Genomic DNA, 21,868 nt, shown 5'->3' on the forward strand with positions numbered 1-21,868 from the left:
GCGCATGCCCAGCCAAAAGCACCACGAAGTGCTCGTCATTGGCGGCGGCAACGCGGGGATCTCCCTGGCTGCACGCCTGCACCGCTACGGCGTGAAGGACATCGCCGTGGTGGAACCCCGGGACCATCACCTCTACCAGCCGCTGTTCTCCCACATCGCGGGCGGAAGGGCGAAGGCGGCGGAGGCCATCCGCTCGCAGGCTTCGGTCATTCCGAAGGGAGTGGAATGGATCCGCGACGGAGCAGCGGGCATCAACGCCGCAGCGAACACTGTCACTTTGGCGTCCGGCACAGAGCTCACCTATGGCCAGCTGGTGGTCTGCCCAGGGCTGCAGCTGGACTGGGACAAGGTCCCCGGCCTGAAGGCGGCTGCCCACTCCCCGCACGGGGCGTCGCATTACGAGTTCGATCTTGCCCCCAAGGCCTGGACGCTGCTCAGCAGCCTGAAGTCAGGCACCGCCGTGTTCACCATGCCGTCAGGGCCGGCCAAGTGCGCCGGGGCTGCACAGAAGCCCATGTATCTGGCCTGCGATTATTGGCGGGAACAGGGGGTCCTCAAGGACATCCGCGTGGTGATGGTCCAGCCCTATCCCACCGTGTACGGCGTGCCGGGTGTGGATGAGGAGCTGAACCGAAAGGTAGCGGAGTACGGCATCGAGCTCCGGCTCAACAGCGAAGTCACCGCGGCGGATCCCAGCGCGCAGACTGTGCTGATCCGGGACAGCACCAGCGGCGCCACAGAGGAACTCCGGTACGACGTCCTGAACGCGGTCCCCCCGCAGTCCGCGCCGGACTGGCTGAAGGCAACGGACCTGCCTGCCCCCGGTGACGACGGCGGCTTCGTAGAGGTGGACACCGAAACGCTGCGGCACGTGCGCTATCCGAACGTCTGGTCCCTGGGCGACGCCGCGGCCACCACCAACTCCAAGTGTGGCGGCGCGCTGCGCAAACAGACCAAGGTTCTGGCGAAGAACCTGGTGGCCGCCCGGAAAGGCGCCCCGCTGAAGGAGAAGTACGACGGCTATGCGGTGTGCCCGTTCACGGTATCCCGGTCCTCGGTGGTGTTCGCCGAGTTCGACGCCGACTACCGGCCGATGCCCAGCATTCCCAAGGTGCCCACGTGGAAGGAAAGCCGGGCCTCCTGGGTGGTGGACCGTGACGTTTTCCCGCAGGTCTACTGGAACCTGATCCTCAAGGGCCGGGCCTAAGTACCAGGCGCCCTGTGCTGCCTGTCGTGGCGGGCGTAGTACGCGTAGACCAGCAAGGCGATCCCCGCCAAAATCATCACGGCCGGGACCACGAAGTCAGCGGGGATGAGCATCGCCGTGGCCTGCAGAGCGAAGATCACTCCCAGTACGGCCAGAACAGCAGCGGGTATCAAGGGCCATTTCATCCGGGCGTTGTGTCCGGCAGCGCGGACCGGGACGAGGGAAAGCACACCGAAGGTGGCTGCCAGGCCCATAAACAGGATGGCGGGGACGGCCATGGCCGGAAGTTCCTGCGGCAGGGACACAATGACCGCCAGAGTCAGCATCACCCCGCACGGGATCAGCGCCCACCAGTTGGCCGGCTCCCGCAGATAAACGGCGGCGAATCCGGCTGCCATGAAGAGGAACAGCAAACCTGCGCCTGAGCGGCCGCCCGTGAGCTGCGCGGCTCCGATGACGGCGGCCAGGCCCAGGAACACCGACCCGGGAATCGCTGCCCACCAATTCTCCCGGCTGCGGCTGAAGACGGAGAGGAACACCGCCCCGGCAGCGGCGAAGATCAGCGCCGGAACATAGCCGGCGGTCTCGGCAACGTTGAGAACGTCCAGCAGGAACAGCCCGCCAACCACCATCAGGACCACGCCCGCGATAATGCTTATGTTTGCCGGTTTCACCGTCTGCCTCCCGAAATTCGGCCTGGTCCCCGAAACCAGGCAGGCGGCCGAGCCGCCCCGCCAACTTCAGGCTAGGTCCGGCCCGAAACCGCACCTAGGGCACAAAGGCCCGCCTTCAGGACCGTCGGTTGCTCCAAGGAGGCCCTTTGGGGCGCTCAGAAGGGCTCTTACGGAGCAACCGATGAATGGACGACGGCGGCGGTCGCCTCCGCGATGGCGCGCTCCTCGTCGGTGGGAACCACCAAAACCGGGATGGCGGACTCCGGCGTGGAAATCACGCGCGGTTCCTTGGACCGCTGACCGTTCAGGCCGGCGTCGAGCTTTATCCCCAGGGCACCCAGTTTGTCCGCCACGAGGGCGCGGAACTGGTGCGAATTCTCGCCGATCCCGGCCGTGAACACCAGAGCCTTCGCGCCGCCCACGGCCACGTGGTAGCCGCCGATGTACTTGGCCAGCCGGTAGGACGCGACCGCGAGCGCGGTGGCCGCCTTGGCATCGCCGGCTTCGGAGGCTTCAACCACGGAGCGCATGTCGTTGTTGCCGGCGAGGCCCTTCAGCCCGGATTCGCGGTTGAGCATGGTGTCGAGGTCTTCCGGTGTCCAGCCGGCCCGGCCCAGGAACACCAGGATGGAGGGGTCCAGATCGCCGGAACGGGTGCCCATCACCAGGCCTTCGAGCGGGGTGAAGCCCATGGACGTGTCCACCGAATGACCGCCCAGGATGGCCGTGACGGAGGCGCCGTTGCCCAGGTGGGCGATCACGCCGTCGAACTCTTCCACCGGGAGTCCCAGCAGCGCGGCGGCGCGGTGCGTGACGTACTCGTGCGAGGTGCCGTGGAAGCCGTAGCGGCGGATGCCGTGGTTGGCGTAGAGCTCGTCCGGGACGGCGTAGCGCCAGGCATGCTCGGGCAGGGTGCGGTGGAAAGCGGTGTCGAACACGGCGACCTGCGGCATCTCCGGCCACTTCTTGCTGATGGCGCGGATGCCCAGCACGTTGGCCGGGTTGTGCAGCGGGGCCAGGGGGTTCAGGCGCTCGATGGCCCTGGTGATCTCGTTGTCGATCAGTACCGGCTCCCCGAACCGCTCGCCGCCGTGCACCACCCGGTGTCCCACCGCTGCCAGTTCAAGCTCGCCGAGTTCCTGGTGGATGGCCGCGTCAACCTGCTCCAGCGCCTCGGCGTGGTTCCGCGGGCCCTCGATTTCGCCGTCGCCGTCCCCGCCGTTGCCCATCCCGATCTTCTCGATCAGGCCCTCGGTCAGGACAGTGCCGGCTGCGACGTCGCGCACCTGGTACTTGAGCGAGGACGAGCCGGAATTGATGACGAGCACGAGCACGGGGGCCTCCTGAGCCTTGCTTGCGGGTTACTGCCACTATAGGGCGACGGCGCTTCCTGGGCGGGCACGCACCGGGGTGAAATCAGCCTCCCGCGATGTCCCGCAGGGTCTGCAGGTGCTCTTCCCAGGCTGTCCGCCCGCCTGGGGTCACACTCGCTGAAGTCCGCGGCATCTTCCCCGCAAAGCTCTTTCTGATCTTCACATAGCCAGCTTTCTCCAGAACAGCGAGCTGTTTGCTGAGGACGGAATCGCTGACCTGGATGGCGTCCCGCACATCCTTGAAATCCATCGATTCCGCTCCTACAAGGGCCGCCATGATGGAGAAGCGGACCGGTGCGTGGATGAGGTCGTTAAGCCTGTGGCGGGGATGGTCTCCGGCAGTACTCATGCCCGCAGCTCACGGAACGCCCCGGCCAGGCCAACTCCCGCCAGCACCACGGCGGCGCCCGCGTAGAACAAGAGGTTCCCGTCGCGGAACAGGCTTACCCCGACAGCCAGCGCTGCGCCATAGAGGGCGAAGTAGGCGAGAAGTGACGTGAGGAACCGCCGCGTGTAGCCGGCCTTCGTGGAGGTCTGGAACATGGGCCAGACACATGCAGTAACTGCGGCCCAGATACCGACGGCGGCGGCGAGTATGGGAGCGCCGTATCCGGTGTGCGAAACAATGTGCATGCCGATCATCAGCATGGATCCCAGGATGGCAAGGCTCGTGAAGACCATGGCGACGGGCCACGCCGCGGCGTTGATCGAGGTGGCGCCGATGGACTGGGCTTTTGCCAGGAGCTCCTGTGCCTCGGCAGGGGTGGGACTTGCCGTTGCCTCGTCCATGGTATTGCCTTTCTCTGGCGCTTCAGTAGTTGCCTTAGCCTAGGAAAGTACTTTCCATTCTGTCAAGTACTTTCCATGTGCCGTTGCGTCGGCTGCCGCAGCCTGCATAGAGTCGGCGGGCACGTTACATTCCGCAGAGAGGGACATCCATGCCGAACGACACCACTCAGCCCGAGAACTCAGACAGCAGCCCCGCCAAGGACCCCACCGGCGTCGAAGGCGCCAACCCGGCCCTGGACGACACCGGAAAGCCCAAGGCCGCGGAAGTGGGCGACGCGCCCGAGCAGCCGGAAAATCCGGAGAACCTCGACCTCACGCCCGAAGGGCTGTCCGACGAGCCAGCCAAGCAGGAGGACCCGGAGAGCGTGGCCAAACCCGAAAACAGCTAGGGCCCTAACCGTCCTGTTGTTCAGCGCCCCTGATGGTCGGCTTCCGGGGTGGCCGCCCGGTCCACGGCCTCCACGGAGATCAGCACGATCCCGAGGTCCCGGACCTTGGTGAGTACGCCATGGAGCGCCGCCTGATCTGCGACGAAACCGGAAAGCCTGGTGGTGCCGTCGCTTTCGTGGGTCAGCGTGAGGCCATCGAACCAGACTGACCAATGCTGGTCGAGGTGCCCGCCGATACGAATCTCGTAACCGGTGGGCACCTCTTGCTTTGGGGATCCCATCCTGCGGATCACTTCGCTCCTTCAGGATGGGCCGGCGAACCGACTGTGCCCCGCGAAGTCCGTGCCGCCGTCGTCCGCAGTCCGCTCCACAGCGAGTACCCCAGGCCGATCAGCGCCACACCGATGGGCAGGGCGAACAGCCTGTCGTTGATCTGCGGCAGCAGCGGGAGGAAGAGGGTTGCCACGGACCCGACGGCGAGCAGCGCCGCAGCCCACCGCGCAAGCACGTTGGCACGGAAGAGTGCGATGCCGAAGAGGAGGCCACCTCCGAGGAACGTGACGGCGGAGGCCATGTTCAACGCCGTCATCAGGCCAATGTCGCCTGTGACGGGGTCCCCCATGACCGTGGCGAAGACATCGTTGACGTAGCCGGGCGTGCTGCGGGCAATGGTGGGCAGGACAACCGCTCCGATGACCTCGACGCTGATCATGATGAGGTAGCCGGCGCCGAACACGAGGTAGCCGATCAGCCCCAGCACGCCTGCCTGCGTGACCTGGCGCAGGTACATGCCGGTGATGCCGATGAGGGACAGCCCGGCCATGAGCACCTTCAGGCTTTGGCGGACCGTGTACTCGGTGGTGGTGGCGAACCCGGCATCCAGCTGGGGATGGTTGATCTGGACGCCGATGAACAGCAGGCCCGCTGCGGCCGCGGACAGCCCGGCCCAGCGGGTGAGTTTGGTGGTGGTGATGGACATGTCTGGCTCCCTGAGTCTGCTTCCGGCGGCGGGCGCTGCCGGATAACTCCAAGGTAAGGACGGGCGGGGTGAGCCGGCATCACCCGATGATGTGACTGACCGGGTGACTATGTGCGGGCCGTTCAGATCAGGCCGCGGCCGCGCGCACGGCTCACCGCGGCCCGGCGGCTGGTGACGCCAAGCTTGGTGAAGATGTGTTTGGTGTGCGTGCGCAGGGTGTTGTGCGAAATGAACAGTGCGCGGGCGATCTCCGGACCGCTCAGCTCACTGTCGAGGAGCCGCAACACCTGCAGTTCCCGCTCGCTCAGCGGGTCAACGTCCGACGGCGGCGGCCCGTCTGGGCGCGCGGGCTGGGGTTGTTGCGGGGCAGCCAGGGTGAGGAGACGTTGCGCCTGGGCGGCAGCACCGCCGTCGTTCGTTGCTGCCTCCGGCGCTGCACGCATGGCCTCGCGCAGCAGCCCGGTCATGGCCGGCCCTTCGTCCAGGAACAGCCGCACGTACTCCTCCGGTTCGGGCGAGCCGGCAAACGCAGAACCGAGCGCCTCGAGGGCCTGCCGGCGCTGGCCCAGCACGTCATGGACAAGGGCCTGCAGCATCCGGATCTCCACCACGCTGCCGGCACGGCCGGACCCGGTGGCGCCGGCGAGCAACCGGTCCAGCAGGTCCACGGCATCGGCGGCGGCGCCGGTATCCGGGTGGGCCCTGTGCTCTGCAAGCAGAAGCCGCACCAGCGTGAGGTGGTTGTACTCCTGCATGTAGTCGGCGCGGTCTGTGACGGCGATGCCTGCCCTGCGCGCCCAGCGGGCAGCCTCGGCCAGGTTGCCCTCGCGTGTCCAGACCCTGGCCTTGATCGCCGGAACGGGCCGCACCTCCGGGAAGAACCCCGGCCGGAAAAGCTCCTCCGCCTGGTCCAGGTAGCCGAGGGCGCGGTCCGGCTGGCCTTCATCCTGGGCCACCAGCGCGCCCGCAACGAACCACCGGTAGCGGCTTTCGGTCATGGGACCTTGGGAGACGAACGCGGAGGCCACCTCGAGATGCCGCTTGGCGCCGGTGAGGTCTCCGGCCTGCCTGCAGATCTCACTCAATGCCACGTGCAGCTCGGCGCTTGCCCGCAGCATGGAGTCACCGCGGGCCTCGGCCTGCTGCAGCGCGTTCTGGCACATCCGGCGCGCCTCAGCTGGCCGGCCTGCAGCCAGCCACATATCGGCGAGTATTACGGTGCTGCTCAGCTCGTCGAGCAGGTTCCCGGCCGCACGAAGGCTGGACACCGCCTGCGTGAAGGTGTCCAGGGCTTCGCGCACGTCGCCGTTCGCCCACGCGGCCAGCCCCAGGAAGGCCGCCGCCGCACCCCGCGCAAAGTGGTGATCCGGGCCGGCGAGGTCAAGCGCGCGCCGGGCGTGCGCCGACGTGCCGGCCACATCACCCCTGGCCTGGGCGAGGGAGGCGCGGTACATCGCGATGGTGGCAGGCAGCATCTGGAGCTCCTGGATCTCAGCGCCGCCCATCCCGGCAGAGTCCCGGTCAGCCGGGTCCCGGTCAGCAGAGTCCATCCCAGCAGGGTCCCTGCCAGCCGGCGGGCGCTGCGGGTCCGCTAAAGCCCGGTCGGCGTCGTCGAGCCGCTGCTCCACCCCGGCGAGATCGCCGGACACCATCAGCATCCCGCCGTAAAAGACGCTCAGCAGCGGGCTGCGCCGGATGGCGGCGTCCGGAAGTTCCTTCAGCCAGCCGTGCAGCACGGCGTCCTGGCGGCTGCGCCGGAGCATCGGGACGGCCAGTTCGGCCAGGTGCGCTGCGCGGTCAAAGTCCTGGCCGGCCAAGGCATGCCGGACGGCGTCCTCCAGGTGCCCACGGGACTCGTACCAGTGGCTGGCACGCTGGTGCAGCAGCGGAATCCGGGCGGGGTCCTCACTGAGGAGCCGGCCCCGCAGGACGTCGGCGAAGAGGTGGTGGTAGCGGTACCACTCCCGTTTGTCATCAAGGGGGACCACAAAGAGATTGGCGCGCTCCAGGGCCAGGAGCATGGCGCTGCCGTCGTCCCGGCCGGTCACGGCATCACAGAGCGGGCCGGTGAGACCCTCGAGGACCGCTGTATGGAACAGGAAATTCCGGACGCGGTCCGGCTGGTGTTCCAGCACTTCCTCCACCAGGTAGTCCACGATGTAGCGGTCATCCCCGGCGAAGCGTGCGATGAACGCGGCGGCGTCCTTGCGATCCTGGAGCGAGAGTGCGGCGAGCTGGAGCGCGGCAATCCAACCCTCCGTCCGCTGGTCCAACGTGCTCACCTGATCTTCCGCCAGGCCCAGCCCCGCCACGTCATTGAGGTAGGCCGCGGTCTCGGCCGGCGTAAACCGGAGGTCTGCGGCACGGATCTCCACCAGCTCTCCCCTGACCCGCCAGCGGGACAAGGGCAGGTCAGGGTCCGCGCGCGTACTCACCACCACATGGACCTGCGGCGGAAGGTGCTCCACGAAGTAGGCCATGCCGGCGCCCACCGCGTGGCTGTCCACCGTGTGGTAATCGTCCAGCACCAGCCACACGTCCCCGGGAACCGCCGCCAGGTCGTTCACGAGGGTGGTGAGCACCAGCTCAGTGGCCAGGGGCGAGGACCCGATGAGCTCCAGCGCCGTGGACCCGATCCCGGGCACCACGCTTTGCAGCGAGGTGATAATGCCACTCCAGAAGGAGGCGGGTTCGCCATCCGCCGGGTCCAGGGAAAGCCAGGCAACCAGGCGGTCCTGGCCCGCGGTTTCACCCAGCCAGTCAGCCAGGAGGGCCGTCTTTCCGAAACCGGCAGGGGCGGACAGAAGCGTCAACCCGGAGGCGGCGCCCAGCCGCAGTTTCTCCCGCAGCCGCGGGCGTGCCACAAAACCCCGCCGTGGCGCGGGGATGTACAGCTTAGTGGCCATCATTGAACGTTTCATCTGATCCGTTCCAGCCTAGGCGACGGCGGCACCCGCTCAAGTGCCGCCGTCGGTCGCCAGCTGGATCGCGGTTGCCGTCAACCTGGCAGTCGGCGCCGGCTGGACCCAGGCGGATCGAGGAGATCTTTCTCTACGAACAGTGAGTGCGGCAGGAGCCCTTAGGATGCCGGGGACTGCGCCTGGATGGCTGTAATGGCCACGGTGTTCACAATGTCCTCCACGGTGCACCCTCGGGAGAGGTCGTTGACCGGCTTCCGCAGCCCCTGCAGGACAGGCCCGACGGCGACTGCACCGGAGCTCTGCTGCACCGCCTTGTACGTGTTGTTGCCGGTGTTCAGGTCGGGGAAAATGAACACCGTCGCCTGCCCGGCCACGGACGAGCCCGGCATCTTCGACTCCGCGATGGAGGCATCCACGGCGGCGTCGTACTGGATGGGGCCTTCGACGGCGAGATCGGGGCGGCGGCTGCGGACCAGTTCGGTGGCCTGCCGGACCTCATCCACGGCCTCCCCCGCTCCCGAACCGCCGGTCGAATAGGACAGCATGGCCACCCGCGGCTCCACGCCGAACTGCTGGGCGGTTTCGGCGGAGGCGAGCGCGATGTCAGCAAGCTGCTCCACGTTGGGGTCAGGGTTCACCGCGCAGTCGCCATACACCAGCACCCGGTCCGGCATCAGCATCAGGAACACCGAGGAGACGATCTTCACGCCCTCGCGGGTCTTGACGAATTCCAGGGCGGGCCGGATGGTGTGGGCCGTGGTGTGCGCGGCGCCGGAGACCATGCCGTCCACCACGCCCAGCTGGACCATCATGGTGCCGAAGTAGCTGACATCCTGCATGATTTCCAGGGCTTTGGGCACGTCAACGCCCTTGTGCGCCCGCAGTTCCGCGTACTTTTCGGCGAACTTCTGCCGGAGCTCGGACGTGGAGGGGTCCACGATGTTGATCCCGGACAGGTCGATCCCCCGGGACGCGGCGAGCTCCCGGACGTCGGACTCGGGGCCCAGGACGGTGAGATCGCAAACGTCGCGGCGGTGCAGGATTTCGGCGGCGCGCAGGATCCGCGGGTCCGTGCCTTCGGGCAGCACCACGTGCCGGCGCTGGGAGCGGGCACGTTCAATGAGGTCGTGCAGGAACCGCAGCGGGGTCATGCGTTCGGGGCGCGGCAGGTGCAGCCGTTCCACCAGCTCGGCCTCGTCCACGCGCTTTGACCACAGGCCCAGCGCGGACGCCACCTTGCGGCGGTGCCCGGACCAGATTTCGCTGCGGACCTCGGAGACGCGCTTTGCAGTCGTGTACGTGTCGTCAGTGGTGGCAAAGACAGGGAACGGAGCCTGCGCCAGGAGCGGGTAGATGTTGGCATCAGGGGCCAGGCCACCGGTCAGGATCAGCCCCGAGGGCACCGGGAATTCGGGCGAGAACGATGACGCCAGGCAGGCCACCATCACGTCCGCCCGGTCGCCCGGAACGATCACCAGCGCGCCGTCATCCAGCACGTTCAGGAAGTGGCCCACATTCATGGCCGCCACCTTGATGTCCCGCACATCGCGCTCCATGTCCGCCCGGCCGGCCACCTGCCGCACCCCCAGGGCCGCGGCCACTTCACCCGTGGTGGGGCGGGCAATTTCCTCCAGCTCGGGCAGCACGTACACCGGCCGTTTGGAGGCACCCGGCTTGATCTCGGCGGCGATCGCTTCGAGGAGTTCGGGATCGGCGCGGTTCACCATGATGGCCAGGAGTGTGCACTTCTCCGCCACGAGTTCCTTGCGGGCAACCTCGACGGCGGCGGCCGTCTCCGCGACCGTCCGCCCCTTCGCGCCCACCACGGCAACCACGGGGGCAGCCAGGTTGTTGGCCAGCCGGGCGTTGAGGTCAAACTCGACTGCGGCGTCCTGGCCGGTAAGGTCCGTCCCCTCCACGATCACCACGTCGCAGTGCCGGGAAATCTCGGCGAAGATCTCCACGCACCTGGCATCAATGTCGGCCCGCTTGCCCTCGGCCAGCAGCGCCCGCACCTCGGCGAACGTCAACCCGCCGCGGCACCTCTCGTCGTCGAGCGCGAAGCGTGCTTTCATCAGCGCCACCATGGGGTCCTGGGCGGCATCGGGGCCGTGGACCACGGGCTTGAAGAAGCCGATCCGGTCAGCGTGCCGGTGGAGGGTGTCGGCGAGGCCCAGGGCAACGAGCGATTTACCCGAGCCCGGAGTGGTTGCGCTGACGTAAATGCCTTTGGCCATGGTCCGCCCTTTTGGTGTGCTGGTGCAGGTCCAACCATCCTTGCACCTTCCGCCGAATAGAGGCCCGCCCTTGACACATACCCGGCCGATGGGATTACCTAATGAACATTCGGTAAATAAAGCTGGAGGCAATGACGCATGGCTGAATCTGCACTGTCCGGGACCACCCACCCCATCCTGGAGAACGACTATGCCTCTGAATGGATGGGGATCGAGGTCCTCGCACTCACCGACGGGCACGCCACCATCCGCATGACCCTCAGGCAGGAAATGCTGAACGGCTTCGGCATGGCCCACGGCGGAATGATCTTCGCCTTCGCCGATACCGCCTTTGCCCTGGCCTGCAACCCGGTCAACCCCGGCCCCGGGGACGCCGGCAGCATCACCGTTGCCGCCGGCGTCGACATCAACTTCCTCAAGCCCGCCTTCCGCGGCCAGGTGGTCACCGCCGTCGCAGACCGCCGCTCCAGCGCCGGGCGCAGCGGCCTGTACGACATCCAAATTTTCGCCGCCGACGCCGATGCGCAGCTTCCGGGGGAACTCATCGCCGAGTTCCGCGGACGCAGCCGCACCATCCCCAAGAAGTAGGACAACCATGACCCTCCACGCCCCCGAATCCCCCACGCAGGGGACCGCCGCCGCCCAGGCAACCGACGCCGTCCTGGACTGCGAGGAAACCATGTCCCGCGGCGAAATCGAGGCCCTCCAGCTCACCCGGCTGCAGCATACGGTGGCCTACGCCTACGACCGCGTGCCGCTCTACAAGCGCAAGTTCGATGCCGCCGGCATCCACCCCAGTGACCTCCGCGAACTGAGCGACCTAGGCAACTTCCCGTTCACCACCAAGGACGATCTCCGCGAGGAATACCCGTTCGGCATGTTCGCCGTGCCGCAGCACGAAGTGGCCCGCATCCACGCCAGCTCCGGCACCACGGGCCGGCCCACCGTCGTCGGATACACCAAGCAGGACCTCGCCGACTGGGCCAAACTCGTGGCACGCTGCCTGCGCGCCTCCGGCGTCCGGCCCGGCATGAAGGTCCACAACGCCTACGGCTACGGGCTGTTCACCGGCGGCCTGGGGGCCCACGCAGGCGCCGAGGCACTCGGCTGCACCGTCATCCCCATCTCCGGCGGACAGACCGAACGCCAGATCCAGCTGATCCAGGACTTCGAGCCCGAGGTCATCCTCGCCACCCCGACATACCTGCTGACCATCGCCGATGCGATGGCGCACATGGGGATCGATCCGACGTCGACCTCCCTGAAGTATGCCGTCCTGGGCGCGGAGCCGTGGACCGAGGAGATGCGGCATGAGCTTGAGATGACCATGAACATCAAGGCGTGCGATATCTACGGGCTGTCCGAGGTCATGGGCCCGGGCGTCGCCGGCGAGGCCGTGGAGACCCAGGACGGCAGCCACATATGGGAGGACCACTTCCGCCCGGAAATCATCGACGCGTTTAACCCTGTAGTCGGCAAGGAAAACGTGCTCCGCGACGGCGAACACGGTGAACTCGTGTTCACTTCCCTGACCAAGGAAGCGCTGCCGATCATCCGCTACCGCACCAAGGACCTCACCCGTCTGCTCCCCGGCACGGCACGCCCCGCGCACCGCCGGATGGGCCGCATCACCGGCCGCAGCGACGACATGATCATCCTGCGCGGCGTGAACGTCTTCCCGTCGCAGATCGAGGAAATCGCCCTCCGCATCCCCGAGCTCAGCCCACACTTCCAGCTCGAGCTCACCCGCCCGGAAAACCAGCGGATGGACCAGATGACCGTGAAGATTGAACGCCGTGAGACTTGCACTTTCGAGCAGAGCACGACGGCGGCACGCACCTTGCAGGAGCAGATCAAGATCCACGTGGGTTCCTCGTGCCGCGTGGACGTGGTGGAGCCGGGCTCGCTCGAGCGGTCCAACGGCAAGCTGCGCCGGATCTACGACCTGCGGCCGAAGAGCTAACTCCCCCGGCGGTCAGCGACCAGGACCAGGTTGCCGACGACGCCCCCGCCCTCCAACAGGGCGTGGGCGCGTCCGGCCTCCAGCAGCGGGAACCGGGCGGCGATCACCGGGCTGATCCGGCGCGCTTCGAGCAGTCCGTAGAGTGTGGCCCACGCGTCCATCAGTGGACGGCGGTCAAGCCGCCAGGAGGTGGTCCCGTAGAGGCGGATCCTCTTTCCACGCGGGATCATTCGGTGCCCGGCAGCCCTGGCCAGCAGGCGCAGGGTGGCTGCCGGGCTCCCGGGATTGGCGTACGCCACCAGCACGCCGCCGGGCCGCAGCACAGCCAGGCCACGGTCCACCCACCCGGGGCCGCCCACGCCGTCGAGCACGGCATCCACCCCGCCGGGTTCCAGACGGCGCACCTTTTCGACGAGGTCCTCGTCCAGCGCATCGAGGGCAACCACCCCGTGGGCCCGCAGCCAGGGGTGCTTCGCGGCGGTGTCCACACCGTAGATGCGCAGGTCCAGCAGCCGCCCGAGCTGCACGATGGCCGTGCCGATTCCACCCGCTGCTCCGGTGACGAGGACGGCCTGACCCCGCCGGATCCGGGCAACCCGGGAAAGTGCCTGGTGGGCCACGAGGTAATTCAGCGCCACGGCCACCACCTCGCCAGCATCAAGGCTGGGCGGGATCCGCATTATGGGGTGCGTGCTGACAAAGACATACTCGGCATAGCCGCCCTTTTCCATCATGGCCACCACCCGGTCCCCGGCGGCGAAGGCTGTGACGCCCGGGCCGATGGCGTCCGCCACTCCGACAACTGCGTAGCCGGGCACGAACGGGAACTTCGGTGGATACGTCGACAAGCCCTCACGCGCCTGCACATCAACCGCGCTCACACTGCAGGCATCCACCCGGATCCTGACCTCACCCCGGACGGGCGCCCGCAGCGTCTGGCGGACAACTTCCAGCACTTCCGGTCCGCCTTGGCGGGTGGCTTGGACCGTGCGGTACTCGCCGGGCACCTGATGCTGGTTCGGGCCGATTGCGACGGCGGTGGCGGGCTCCGGTGAGCGGCTTTTCACCGCCGAGCGGCGTCCCCGTGCCAATCCGCCCAGCTGCAGGTCACGGGTGCGGTTCCACACCGTCTGTTTGTCCACTGCAGGCATCCTTCCTCGGGCCGCTGCCCGGTGGGCTGCAGGTCGCGCGCCGATGCTTCGCCTTACCCACCAGCGTGATCCTCAAGGGCAAAGGCACCACAGTGCCGAAGGTCCCCGCCATGAACGGGCACGGAGACAGGCGTTCGTGCCGCTGCAGGAATTACCGAACGTTCATGAGAAAATAGCCGGTATGCCCCCTACAGCAGCCACCAGCAAGCGCGGCCGTCCCGGTTATGACCAGCAGTCGGTGCTGCTGATCGCCGTCGACGTCTTCAACAGGCACGGCTACGACGCCACGTCCATGGGCATTCTGGCCGAAAACCTGGGCATCTCAAAGTCCGCGATCTACCACCACGTTCCGTCCAAAGGCGATCTCCTGAAGCTCGCCCTGGATCATGCCTTGGGCGGGCTCGAAACAATCCTTGACCAGCCCGAGGCCCAGAGCGGTCCCGCGGATGCACGGCTGGAGTTCGTGCTGCGGCAGACTGTGGCTGTGCTGGTGGAGCGGCTGCCCTTTGTCACATTGCTCCTGCGCCTGCGGGGCAACACCGAGATTGAACGGGATGCCCTGGAACGGCGCCGCACCTTCGACCATAAGGTGGCTGGGCTTATTTCGGCGGCCCGCGAGGACGGCTCGCTGCGCCAGGACATTGACCCGCGCACCGTCACGCGGCTCCTGTTCGGCACCATCAACTCCATCGTGGAATGGTACAAACCAGGCGGTCCGCTTTCCCCCGAAAAACTGGCCGACGACGTCATCACCATCGCGTTCGACGGGCTCCACGCGAAGCCCTAAGGTTTGGCCCGGACAGTAGCGGGCGCATGTCGCCCCCCGCTACGGTTGAAGGAAGAGCCAGCGTCCGCAAGGAGGTTGTCAATGAAGCCGCAAGCCGCACCTTCGACGCACCGCACCATCCGCCGTCGGGCGTTGATCACTGCGGTGAGTTCTGCCCTGGCTCTGTCCGCCTGCACGGGCCTGCCGGCACCGGCGCCGCCGTCGACGTCGGATCCTACCGGTTCGTCCACCGCCTCGCAGGCGCCCACCCCCTCCATGGCCCCGCCCACCGCCTCGGACGCGAGCACGCCGATCACGAAAATTGTCGAAAACCTTTCCCCCTCGGTGGTGACCATCTTTCCCGCCGGCGGCGGCCTCGGCAGCGGCGTGGTGTACGCCGAGGACGGGCTGATCCTGACCAATGAGCACGTAGTGCGGGGCAGCACCGACGTGGAGGTCGGTTTCGCGGACGGCCAGCGAGTGAAAGGCACGGTAAGGGCCACCGATGCTGTCACTGACCTGGCCCTGGTCCAGGCGGACCGCCGCGGCCTGCCCAAACCCGCCTACCAGGCCACCCTGCCCAAAGTGGGTGAATGGGTGGTTGTCCTGGGCTCGCCGCTCGGCTTCGAAAACACGGCCACCGCGGGAATCATCTCCGGCCTGCACCGGTCCATTCCCGGCTCGGCCCGGAACAGCCTGTCCCTGGTGGACCTGATCCAGACCGATGCCCCCATCAGCCCCGGCAATTCAGGCGGTGCCGTGATCAACATGCGCGGCGAAATAGTGGGCATCAGCGAGGCGTACATCCCGCCCTCGGAAGGCGCTGTGGCTTTGGGCTTCGCCATCCCCGCCGCCACTGCCGTGGAAGTGGCCAACGAACTGCTCGCCGACGGCACCGCGGAGCACGCCTACCTGGGACTCACCCCCGGCGAACTGACCCGGCAGATCGCCGAGCAACTGGGAATCGACGCCCGCACCGGCGTCGTGGTCCTCGCCGTTGACGAGGACGGCCCCGCCGGCAAGGCAGGAATCCGTCCCGGCGACGTCCTGGAGTCCATAGAAGGCGTGGAACTCACCGCGCCCGAGAAGCTGCTGGCCGAGCTCAGGAACCGCAACCCTGGCGACACCGTTGGCTTCACCGTGAACCGGGAAGGCCAGGCTCTGGACCTCAAGGCCAACCTCACCGAACGGCCGGCAGGCCCCTGATCCTGAGCGTCAGAGCTGATACTCGACCTGGCTGCCGCCGAGGGTTTCATGGACGCACAGAATGTTGTGTTCGGTGTCCATGAACCAGGCGCACTTCTCAGAGTCCGTGGTACAGATGTGGTTTTCGGTTTTCAGGTTCGGCAGGTCATAGTCCTGGAACCGGACGCCTTTGGACTCCATGTCCTGGACGATCCGCTCGATGTCCCGCACCTCGAAGCTGAGGGCGGTGTGCTCGGAATGCTTTCCGTCCGAGACCGGCATCAGCTGCAGCATCGGGCCGCCTTCGGTGCCGAGTAATTCGCTTCCATCGTCCGTCATTCCGCGGTGCGGGAGGCCCAGTTTTTCGGTGTAGAAACTGCGGGCGCGCGCTGCATCATCGACAGGCAGGATGGTTGTGGCAGTGGTCAGGGCTAGGTTCATTTCGCCACCTCCTACGGGGGAAATTTTACGCCTGGGCGGCCCGGAAAGATCCGCCCCGCACCCCCAAACGCTCTCCCACTTAATGCGGCCAAAACGCTAACGCTCTATCACCGGGTGATAGAGCGTTAGCGGAAAACGCGCATTAAATGAGAGAGCGTCGGGTGGGTGGGTGAGAGAGCGTCGGGTGGGTGGGCCGGGGTGGGTGGGGTGGCTACTTTGCTACGAGGGTGAGGACGTCGTAGGTGGCCACGATGTCGTCGTTCTGGTTGGTCAGGACCGCGTCCCAGGCCACCTCGCCGTATTCGTCGGTCTCGCGCGGGGTGATCCGCTTGGCCGTCAGGGTGACCCGGATGGAATCCCCCGATGCCACCGGGGTGACAAAGCGAAGACCCTCCAGGCCCGAGTTGGCCAGGACCGGGCCCGGCGCCGGTTCCACGAACAGTCCGGCGCCCCACGCCAGCAGGAGGTAGCCGTGCGCCACGATGCCCGGGAAGAACGGGTTGGCTTCCGCGGCTTCCTGGTTGGTGTGGGCATAGAAGGTGTCCCCGGTGGAGTTGGCGAAGGCCGTGATGTCCTCGAGGGTCACCTGGCGCAGGTCGGAGCGGACGGCGTCGCCGATGCGCAGTGTTCCCAGCGGCTTCTGGAACGGGTGTGTCCCCTCCGTCTCCACGGTGAAGTTCCGGTCAGCCCCGGTGTGCCACACGCCGGTCACAGCCGTCAGCATGTTGGGCGAGCCCTGGATGGCGGTGCGCTGCATGTGGTGCATCACCGAGCGGATGCCGCCCAGTTCCTCGCCGCCGCCGGCCCGGCCCGGACCGCCATGGACCAGGTGCGGCACAGGCGAACCGTGCCCGGTGGACGAACGCGCGTCCTCGCGGTTGAGCATCAGGACACGGCCGTGGTGGGCGGCAATCCCGGTGACGAGTTCACGCGCTACGGCGGGATCGTTGGTGCACACCGATGCCACGAGGGAGCCGCCGCCGCGGGCGGCGAGGCGGACGGCGTCAGGGAGGTCCTTGTAGCCGATCACGGACGCCACCGGCCCGAACGCCTCCAGCGAGTGGATCGCCTCAGCCTCGGGATCATCCCAGCTCAGCACCACCGGCGACATAAACGCGCCCGCGTCCACCACTCCTGTCGCACCTCCCAAAGACGTGACCGACGGCGAATCGAGCGTTCCGTACGCCAGCTCACCGCCGGCGTCGAGCATTGACTGCACGGCGGCGCGGACGTCAGCGAGCTGCTCCACGGAAGCCAGCGCGCCCATGGTGACGCCTTCCGCGCGGGGGTCGCCGAGGACGATACGCTCCTCCACGCGCTTACCGACGGCGGAAATCACCGCTGACACCAGCGCCTCGGGCACAATGGCGCGGCGGATGGACGTGCACTTCTGGCCCGCCTTGGCGGTCATCTCGGTGACCACGGATTTGATGAAGGCATCGAACTCCGGTGTGCCCTCCAGGGCGTCCGGGCCGAGGATCGCGGCATTGAGGGAGTCCGTCTCCGAGGTGAAGCGGACGCCGCCCTGCACCACGTTGGGGTGCGATTTCAAGGACAGGGCAGTGGACGCGGAGCCGGTGAAAGCCACGAGGTCGCGGTAATCGAGGACGTCGAGGAGCCCGCGGACGGAACCGGAAATCAGCTGCAGCGAGCCCTTGGGCAGGATGTTGGATTCGATGATGGCCTTGACCACGGCGGCGGCCACGTACCCGGTGGGGGTGGCGGGCTTGACGATGGTGGGTACGCCGGCGATGAAGGCGGGCGCGAGCTTTTCGAGCATGCCCCACACCGGGAAGTTGAAGGCGTTGATCTGCACAGCGACGCCCGGGATGCGCGTGTAGATGTGTTCGCCGGCGAACGATCCGTCCTTGGACAGCACCTCCATGGGCCCGTCAACCACCACCTGGGAGTTGGGCAGCTCGCGCCGGCCCTTGGAGCCGAAGGTGAACAGGACGCCGATTCCGCCGTCGATGTCGATCATGGAATCGATCTTGGTGGCACCGGTCTGCGCCGAGAACGTGTAGAAGTGCTCGCGCCGGGCATTCAGGTACTGCGCGAGTTCCTTGAGCTTGAGCGCGCGCTGGTGGAAGGTCAGCTTGCCCAGTTCCTCCTGACCAACTGTGCGGCCGTAATCAACGACGGCGCCCAGATCCAGTCCGCTGGTGCTCACCTTGGCAAGGATTTCGCCCGTGCTCGCATCACGCACGGGGACAGCGTCAGTGGCCGCAGCGGCGTCGGGAGTCCACCAGGAGTCCTGCACAAAACTGGGAACGGTCTCGACGGTCTCGAGTGTGGCTTCGGCTGTTGCAGTGGTGGTCATCGTTGACGGGTCCTTCCAACGCGGGGCAAACACACACGGCCAGCGCTTTACTGACCGTTCGTTCGGTAACATGTCTACAGTACATGACTGCGCCGGGCTGCACACTGGAAGTTAGGCTTTGCGGGCACCCCCCATCAATCCCCTGAGGAGACTTCATGACCAAGGAATCACCGGACAGATCCTCCTCCGCGGACCTGTGGAAGATCACCCTGGGTGAACTCGACGAGAAGATGGGCGTGAAAATCGTCGAGGAATCCGTGGAACGCGTGGTGGCCACCATGCCTGTGGAGGGCAACCGGCAATCGTTCGGGCTGCTGCACGGGGGCGCATCGCTGGCCGTGGGCGAGGCAGTTGGCTCCTGGGCTGCGGTCATCCACGCCAGCACCCTGGGCAAAACCGCGGTGGGCGTGGACGTCTCCGCCACCCACCACCGCTCCGCCCGCGACGGCCAGATCACCATCACCGCCACACCGATCCACCTCGGCGGCACGCTGACCACGCACGAGGTCCTGATCACCAACGATTCGGGCCAGCGCCTGTGCACCATGCGCATCACCAACCTGCTGATGAAGCGGAAGTAGCGCCTCCGTTGCTCTATCAGACTTGGTTCTCAAACGGATTGCAAAGCGCCCGCAAGTGATAGATCAACGGTGGTTTTGCGCTGCCCGTTTCCGCTTTCGGGCCAGCGCCAGGAGTACGCCGCCGGCGACCAGTGCCAGGGCGGCAAGTCCGGCGGCCAGCAGTAGCCCGGAGGCCCCGGTCCGGGCAAGGTTATCAAGCTGAGGACGGACGACGACGGCGGCGTCACCCGCCGGGGACAACGCACCGAGGGATGCCGGAACGGCAGCCGGGGTTGGGGTTGGAACTGGGGCCGCGGCGGGCACCGGGACGCCGATGCTGAAAGACGCGGCGGCCGGCGCAGAAGCGACACCATCAACGGCTTGCATAACGGAGACAGTGTGGGTGCCCAGGCCCAGTTCGTCCGGGAACGGCACGCTCCAGCTACCGTCCCCCAGAACTCCCGCAGTGGCCACACGAAGTCCGTCGATGACAACCGCCACCTCAGCGCCGCCTGCCCCGCTCCCGGTGATGGTTTCCGGGAGTTCATCCTGCCTAAAGTGCTGCCCGTCGGCGATGATGGCAAAGACGGGGGCCGGTGGGATCACGATAAATGTAGCGGAGGCCACGGGGCTGTCAGCCAGGCCCGTGGACGACAGCACGGCGGACGTTCCGACGCTGCCGTAAGCCGCCGGACCGGTCAGGGAAACCGACCACTGCCCGTCCAGCCCGACCGTTCCTGATCCTGCCACCTCGCCCGACAGCATCACCGTGGCCCCGGGGGCACCGCTGCCCTCAAGGCTCCTGAGTTCCGTTAGGGGGTGAGTGGCCGGCGTCGTGATGGCGGGGGCCGCCAGCGGCGAAGGCGCCACGATTGCGGTCAGTGAGACTGCACCGGAGCGGCTGAATCCGTTGACCGCTTCAGCTGTGAACGTCAGGGGACCAGCCGGCAGCGGAGCCATGAAGGACCATTCGCCGGCGCCGTTCACCGGGACCTCCAGTGGTTGATGGCCGGCAACCGTGATGCGGACCTTTGAATTAGCCGCTATTGCAGTGGCAGGGGCGGCGGGAACACGTCCGGTGATGCTCGTGCCCGCGGCGAACGTGGAATCTGCCGGCCCGACGAGTTCCGGCTTGTTGAGGAAAAGTTCCAGTTGGTAGCCAGGCAACACCTTCAGGGCGTCTTCCAGCGTGGCGGCCACGGCGAAGTTCTCTACGACGTTGCCGTTCCCATCCGGAGTTTCACCGGCCGTGTGGGTGCCCACCGCGTAGTTTCCACTAAGCCATGGCCCGCCGGAATCGCCGCCGCTCGACTGGACATCGAAGGAGAGGAAGCCGTTGAACGCGCGCAGGTCGCCTGGATCGGTGGCGTGGCCGGCGCCTCCCGCAACGAAGATCCCCACCTCGGCGATGTGACCGCAGGACCAGCCCGAGGAGCGGCCGGAGCGGCAGACCGGCATACCCACGACCGGGGCGGAGGTTCCGATGATTTTGACGTCCGGCGCCGTGGGTGCACCCCAGGTGCTGGCGGCCGGCAACGGGTCCAGGTCTTCACGCAGGTCCCCGATAACGGCAATGTCCGTCCCCACGTTTCCGGGGTCCTCAAGGTTGCCGGGGCGCAGGACCGGCGAGTTACCCGGCCCTCCAAACTGGCTGAAACCAAACTGTCCGAGCAGGCCCGCCGGCGTCCCCTGGAATTCCAGGATGGCGGCCCCGGCGGCGCCGTCGTTGGCGCAATGGCCCGCTGTGAGGACTGCGGTCAGGCCGGAAGGGTCAAAGGCGGAGAACCCGGTGGAACAGACCCAGTTATCCGCGCGGTATCCCAAGCCTCCCGGAAGGTCCGCCTCGGGCGCAAGGCCAGCGCCGTCGTCGAGCGACACGTTGGCATACTTGGCGACGAATTCCGAGGCTGAGATCTTGGCGTTGTCCGTGGCGCCAGCGGTCCCGGTAGAGGTGCCTGTGGCGGCTTCCGGCGCGAACTCAGGAGAATTGACTCCGCCGGAACGGATGACGAACTTACCGCCCGACGTGACCACCGCCTGCAGTCCCTCCGGTCCTACCTCGCGGAGGTAGTCCTGGAAGAGCTGCTCTGTGGTGAACGCCAACTTCACGCCGCCGGAGCCCTGCTCCGGTGCCCCGGGGAGCGCGCTCGTGGCGGGGGCGGCGGGCGGTTGTTCCGGCCCGGCGGCCGGGGGCACCGCTGGTTCGATTTCCAGGCCCGGGATGGCGCCTGCAAGTTTAGCTGCGGCCGCACCCAGCTCCGGTCCGGAGCCGGTCACAATTATCTTTGCGTCCTGCAGCCTGACGCCGAGGTATCCGGGAACTCCGCGGAGCGCTGCCACCGTTTCGGCTGCTCGCTTGCCCAGCTCCCCGGCGGCCTTGAACTTCTCAGGGGTCATGCCCAGATCCCGCAGGACAGCTTCGTCAAGGCCCGCCGCGCTGGGGCCGACTTCGGAGTCTTCCGCTTTAGATCCGTCCCCTCTGCCAGGCCCTGCAGCGCTGGCGCCTGAACCGGCCGACGTCGTGCTTTCCGTTTCCTCTGACTCGGAGGCAACCGCAAAGGCCGGGACCGCGCCAAAACCCAGTGCAAAGGCCATGCCGGCGGCAGCTGCCGCTCCAAGAATGCGTTTCACGTCGGTTGCCGTCCCCTTAGTCCTACTCATCTACATCGCTCCGCCGTGCCACATAAGCGGCCACCACCGCGGCCACACACAATACTGCGCCGCCCACCATCAGGAAGATCTGGCCGGGGAGCCACTCGCCGGGAACGGTGCCGTCGCCCAGGCCGAAGTTCTCCTCCGAGCTCCCGAGATTTGAGTCCAAAACCGCCCACAACGGCCCGGCCACCAGCATCAACACTCCGGCCACTGCGAGTCCAGCGGCGGCATACTTCAGCGGGCTCACAGGCTTCACGG

At 67.0% G+C, this 21,868-nt stretch carries 20 protein-coding genes; 7 read left to right on the plus strand and 13 right to left on the minus strand.

Going from position 1 to position 21,868, the window contains the following annotated elements:
• Window positions 1-4: 4 nt before the first annotated feature.
• Window positions 5-1,207, plus strand: a complete 1,203-nt coding sequence (locus ACP7AX_RS15390; protein WP_426227570.1) for an NAD(P)/FAD-dependent oxidoreductase — start codon at window positions 5-7, stop codon at window positions 1,205-1,207.
• Here ACP7AX_RS15390 and ACP7AX_RS15395 read toward each other — a convergent pair.
• The 4 genes from ACP7AX_RS15395 to ACP7AX_RS15410 all read right to left on the minus strand — a co-directional run bounded on the left by ACP7AX_RS15395 (window position 1,204) and on the right by ACP7AX_RS15410 (window position 4,043).
• Entirely contained in the window at window positions 1,204-1,881 is a 678-nt protein-coding gene (locus ACP7AX_RS15395; RefSeq protein ID WP_426227572.1) for a hypothetical protein, read from the minus strand. The two genes, ACP7AX_RS15390 and ACP7AX_RS15395, sit on opposite strands and share 4 nt — an antisense overlap.
• A 167-nt stretch (window positions 1,882-2,048) precedes the next feature.
• Window positions 2,049-3,215 (minus strand): acetate kinase, encoded by a 1,167-nt coding sequence (locus tag ACP7AX_RS15400; protein WP_426227574.1) that lies wholly within the window; start codon window positions 3,213-3,215, stop codon window positions 2,049-2,051.
• A gap of 82 nt (window positions 3,216-3,297) precedes the next feature.
• On the minus strand, window positions 3,298-3,603 hold the full coding sequence (locus ACP7AX_RS15405; RefSeq protein ID WP_426227576.1) for a winged helix-turn-helix domain-containing protein: 306 nt from the start codon (window positions 3,601-3,603) through the stop codon (window positions 3,298-3,300).
• Window positions 3,600-4,043: a hypothetical protein gene (locus ACP7AX_RS15410; protein WP_131683800.1), complete on the minus strand. Its 444-nt coding sequence runs from the start codon at window positions 4,041-4,043 to the stop codon at window positions 3,600-3,602. Before ACP7AX_RS15410 ends, ACP7AX_RS15405 begins: the two co-directional genes overlap by 4 nt.
• A gap of 149 nt (window positions 4,044-4,192) precedes the next feature.
• Here ACP7AX_RS15410 and ACP7AX_RS15415 point away from each other — a divergent pair, with 149 nt between their 5' ends.
• Window positions 4,193-4,432 carry a hypothetical protein gene (locus tag ACP7AX_RS15415; RefSeq protein ID WP_426227578.1) on the plus strand — a complete coding sequence of 80 codons (240 nt, stop codon included), beginning with the start codon at window positions 4,193-4,195 and terminating at the stop codon, window positions 4,430-4,432.
• Between the two features lie 20 nt (window positions 4,433-4,452).
• Here ACP7AX_RS15415 and ACP7AX_RS15420 read toward each other — a convergent pair whose 3' ends face one another.
• The 4 genes from ACP7AX_RS15420 to pta all read right to left on the minus strand — a co-directional run bounded on the left by ACP7AX_RS15420 (window position 4,453) and on the right by pta (window position 10,569).
• Complete coding sequence (locus ACP7AX_RS15420) at window positions 4,453-4,713, minus strand: hypothetical protein (RefSeq protein ID WP_426227580.1); 261 nt, start codon at window positions 4,711-4,713, stop codon at window positions 4,453-4,455.
• An 8-nt stretch (window positions 4,714-4,721) separates the two neighbouring features.
• Window positions 4,722-5,411, minus strand: coding sequence for a hypothetical protein (locus ACP7AX_RS15425; protein WP_426227582.1), 690 nt, complete (start codon window positions 5,409-5,411; stop codon window positions 4,722-4,724).
• Between the two features lie 122 nt (window positions 5,412-5,533).
• Window positions 5,534-8,317: a LuxR C-terminal-related transcriptional regulator gene (locus tag ACP7AX_RS15430; RefSeq protein WP_426227584.1), complete on the minus strand. Its 2,784-nt coding sequence runs from the start codon at window positions 8,315-8,317 to the stop codon at window positions 5,534-5,536.
• Between the two features lie 173 nt (window positions 8,318-8,490).
• Window positions 8,491-10,569 (minus strand): phosphate acetyltransferase, encoded by a 2,079-nt coding sequence (gene pta, locus ACP7AX_RS15435; RefSeq protein ID WP_131683805.1) that lies wholly within the window; start codon window positions 10,567-10,569, stop codon window positions 8,491-8,493.
• Window positions 10,570-10,707: 138 nt separating this feature from the next.
• Here pta and ACP7AX_RS15440 point away from each other — a divergent pair, with 138 nt between their 5' ends.
• Together ACP7AX_RS15440 and paaK are read left to right on the plus strand one after the other, a co-directional pair.
• Window positions 10,708-11,157, plus strand: coding sequence for a hotdog fold thioesterase (locus ACP7AX_RS15440; RefSeq protein WP_131683806.1), 450 nt, complete (start codon window positions 10,708-10,710; stop codon window positions 11,155-11,157).
• Between the two features lie 7 nt (window positions 11,158-11,164).
• On the plus strand, window positions 11,165-12,532 hold the full coding sequence (gene paaK / locus ACP7AX_RS15445) for a phenylacetate--CoA ligase PaaK (protein WP_426227587.1): 1,368 nt from the start codon (window positions 11,165-11,167) through the stop codon (window positions 12,530-12,532).
• Here the strand turns inward: paaK and ACP7AX_RS15450 are convergent.
• A complete protein-coding gene (locus ACP7AX_RS15450) occupies window positions 12,529-13,674 on the minus strand; it encodes a zinc-binding dehydrogenase (RefSeq protein ID WP_426227589.1) in 1,146 nt (381 codons plus the stop codon). The genes paaK and ACP7AX_RS15450 overlap by 4 nt on opposite strands.
• 190 nt (window positions 13,675-13,864) lie before the next feature.
• Here ACP7AX_RS15450 and ACP7AX_RS15455 point away from each other — a divergent pair, with 190 nt between their 5' ends.
• The gene (locus tag ACP7AX_RS15455; RefSeq protein ID WP_426227591.1) at window positions 13,865-14,470 is read left to right on the plus strand and encodes a TetR/AcrR family transcriptional regulator; all 606 of its coding nucleotides are present in this window, start codon (window positions 13,865-13,867) and stop codon (window positions 14,468-14,470) included.
• An 81-nt stretch (window positions 14,471-14,551) separates the two neighbouring features.
• The gene (locus ACP7AX_RS15460) at window positions 14,552-15,655 is read left to right on the plus strand and encodes a trypsin-like peptidase domain-containing protein (protein WP_426227593.1); all 1,104 of its coding nucleotides are present in this window, start codon (window positions 14,552-14,554) and stop codon (window positions 15,653-15,655) included.
• A gap of 9 nt (window positions 15,656-15,664) precedes the next feature.
• Here the strand turns inward: ACP7AX_RS15460 and ACP7AX_RS15465 are convergent, their stop codons facing one another.
• Window positions 15,665-16,075, minus strand: coding sequence for a VOC family protein (locus ACP7AX_RS15465; RefSeq protein ID WP_131683810.1), 411 nt, complete (start codon window positions 16,073-16,075; stop codon window positions 15,665-15,667).
• 211 nt (window positions 16,076-16,286) lie between these two features.
• Entirely contained in the window at window positions 16,287-18,395 is a 2,109-nt protein-coding gene (gene paaZ / locus ACP7AX_RS15470; protein WP_426227596.1) for a phenylacetic acid degradation bifunctional protein PaaZ, read from the minus strand.
• Between the two features lie 155 nt (window positions 18,396-18,550).
• On the opposite strand from paaZ, the gene ACP7AX_RS15475 reads away from it, so the two are divergent.
• Window positions 18,551-18,976, plus strand: a complete 426-nt coding sequence (locus ACP7AX_RS15475; protein WP_131683812.1) for a hotdog fold thioesterase — start codon at window positions 18,551-18,553, stop codon at window positions 18,974-18,976.
• Window positions 18,977-19,039: 63 nt separating this feature from the next.
• Here the strand turns inward: ACP7AX_RS15475 and ACP7AX_RS15480 are convergent, their stop codons facing one another.
• Together ACP7AX_RS15480 and ACP7AX_RS15485 are read right to left on the minus strand one after the other, a co-directional pair.
• On the minus strand, window positions 19,040-21,616 hold the full coding sequence (locus ACP7AX_RS15480) for a hypothetical protein (protein WP_426227598.1): 2,577 nt from the start codon (window positions 21,614-21,616) through the stop codon (window positions 19,040-19,042).
• Window positions 21,609-21,866, minus strand: a complete 258-nt coding sequence (locus tag ACP7AX_RS15485; protein WP_131683814.1) for a hypothetical protein — start codon at window positions 21,864-21,866, stop codon at window positions 21,609-21,611. The genes ACP7AX_RS15480 and ACP7AX_RS15485 overlap by 8 nt, the downstream gene beginning before the upstream one ends.
• Window positions 21,867-21,868 lie beyond the last annotated feature (2 nt).

Source organism: Pseudarthrobacter sp. DSP2-3-2b1, assembly GCF_049895945.1.
Taxonomy (GTDB): domain Bacteria; phylum Actinomycetota; class Actinomycetes; order Actinomycetales; family Micrococcaceae; genus Arthrobacter.

Bases quoted from the DNA above. Each gene is read 5' to 3' on its own strand.
- ACP7AX_RS15390 (WP_426227570.1), top strand. From the start codon at position 5: ATGCCCAGCCAAAAGCACCACGAAGTGCTCGTCATTGGCGGCGGCAAC.
- ACP7AX_RS15405 (WP_426227576.1), bottom strand. From the start codon at position 3,603: ATGAGTACTGCCGGAGACCATCCCCGCCACAGGCTTAACGACCTCATC.
- ACP7AX_RS15410 (WP_131683800.1), bottom strand. From the start codon at position 4,043: ATGGACGAGGCAACGGCAAGTCCCACCCCTGCCGAGGCACAGGAGCTC.
- ACP7AX_RS15415 (WP_426227578.1), top strand. From the start codon at position 4,193: ATGCCGAACGACACCACTCAGCCCGAGAACTCAGACAGCAGCCCCGCC.
- ACP7AX_RS15420 (WP_426227580.1), bottom strand. From the start codon at position 4,713: ATGGGATCCCCAAAGCAAGAGGTGCCCACCGGTTACGAGATTCGTATC.
- ACP7AX_RS15425 (WP_426227582.1), bottom strand. From the start codon at position 5,411: ATGTCCATCACCACCACCAAACTCACCCGCTGGGCCGGGCTGTCCGCG.
- ACP7AX_RS15430 (WP_426227584.1), bottom strand. From the start codon at position 8,317: ATGGCCACTAAGCTGTACATCCCCGCGCCACGGCGGGGTTTTGTGGCA.
- pta (WP_131683805.1), bottom strand. From the start codon at position 10,569: ATGGCCAAAGGCATTTACGTCAGCGCAACCACTCCGGGCTCGGGTAAA.
- ACP7AX_RS15440 (WP_131683806.1), top strand. From the start codon at position 10,708: ATGGCTGAATCTGCACTGTCCGGGACCACCCACCCCATCCTGGAGAAC.
- paaK (WP_426227587.1), top strand. From the start codon at position 11,165: ATGACCCTCCACGCCCCCGAATCCCCCACGCAGGGGACCGCCGCCGCC.
- ACP7AX_RS15455 (WP_426227591.1), top strand. From the start codon at position 13,865: ATGCCCCCTACAGCAGCCACCAGCAAGCGCGGCCGTCCCGGTTATGAC.
- ACP7AX_RS15460 (WP_426227593.1), top strand. From the start codon at position 14,552: ATGAAGCCGCAAGCCGCACCTTCGACGCACCGCACCATCCGCCGTCGG.
- ACP7AX_RS15465 (WP_131683810.1), bottom strand. From the start codon at position 16,075: ATGAACCTAGCCCTGACCACTGCCACAACCATCCTGCCTGTCGATGAT.
- paaZ (WP_426227596.1), bottom strand. From the start codon at position 18,395: ATGACCACCACTGCAACAGCCGAAGCCACACTCGAGACCGTCGAGACC.
- ACP7AX_RS15475 (WP_131683812.1), top strand. From the start codon at position 18,551: ATGACCAAGGAATCACCGGACAGATCCTCCTCCGCGGACCTGTGGAAG.
- ACP7AX_RS15480 (WP_426227598.1), bottom strand. From the start codon at position 21,616: ATGAGTAGGACTAAGGGGACGGCAACCGACGTGAAACGCATTCTTGGA.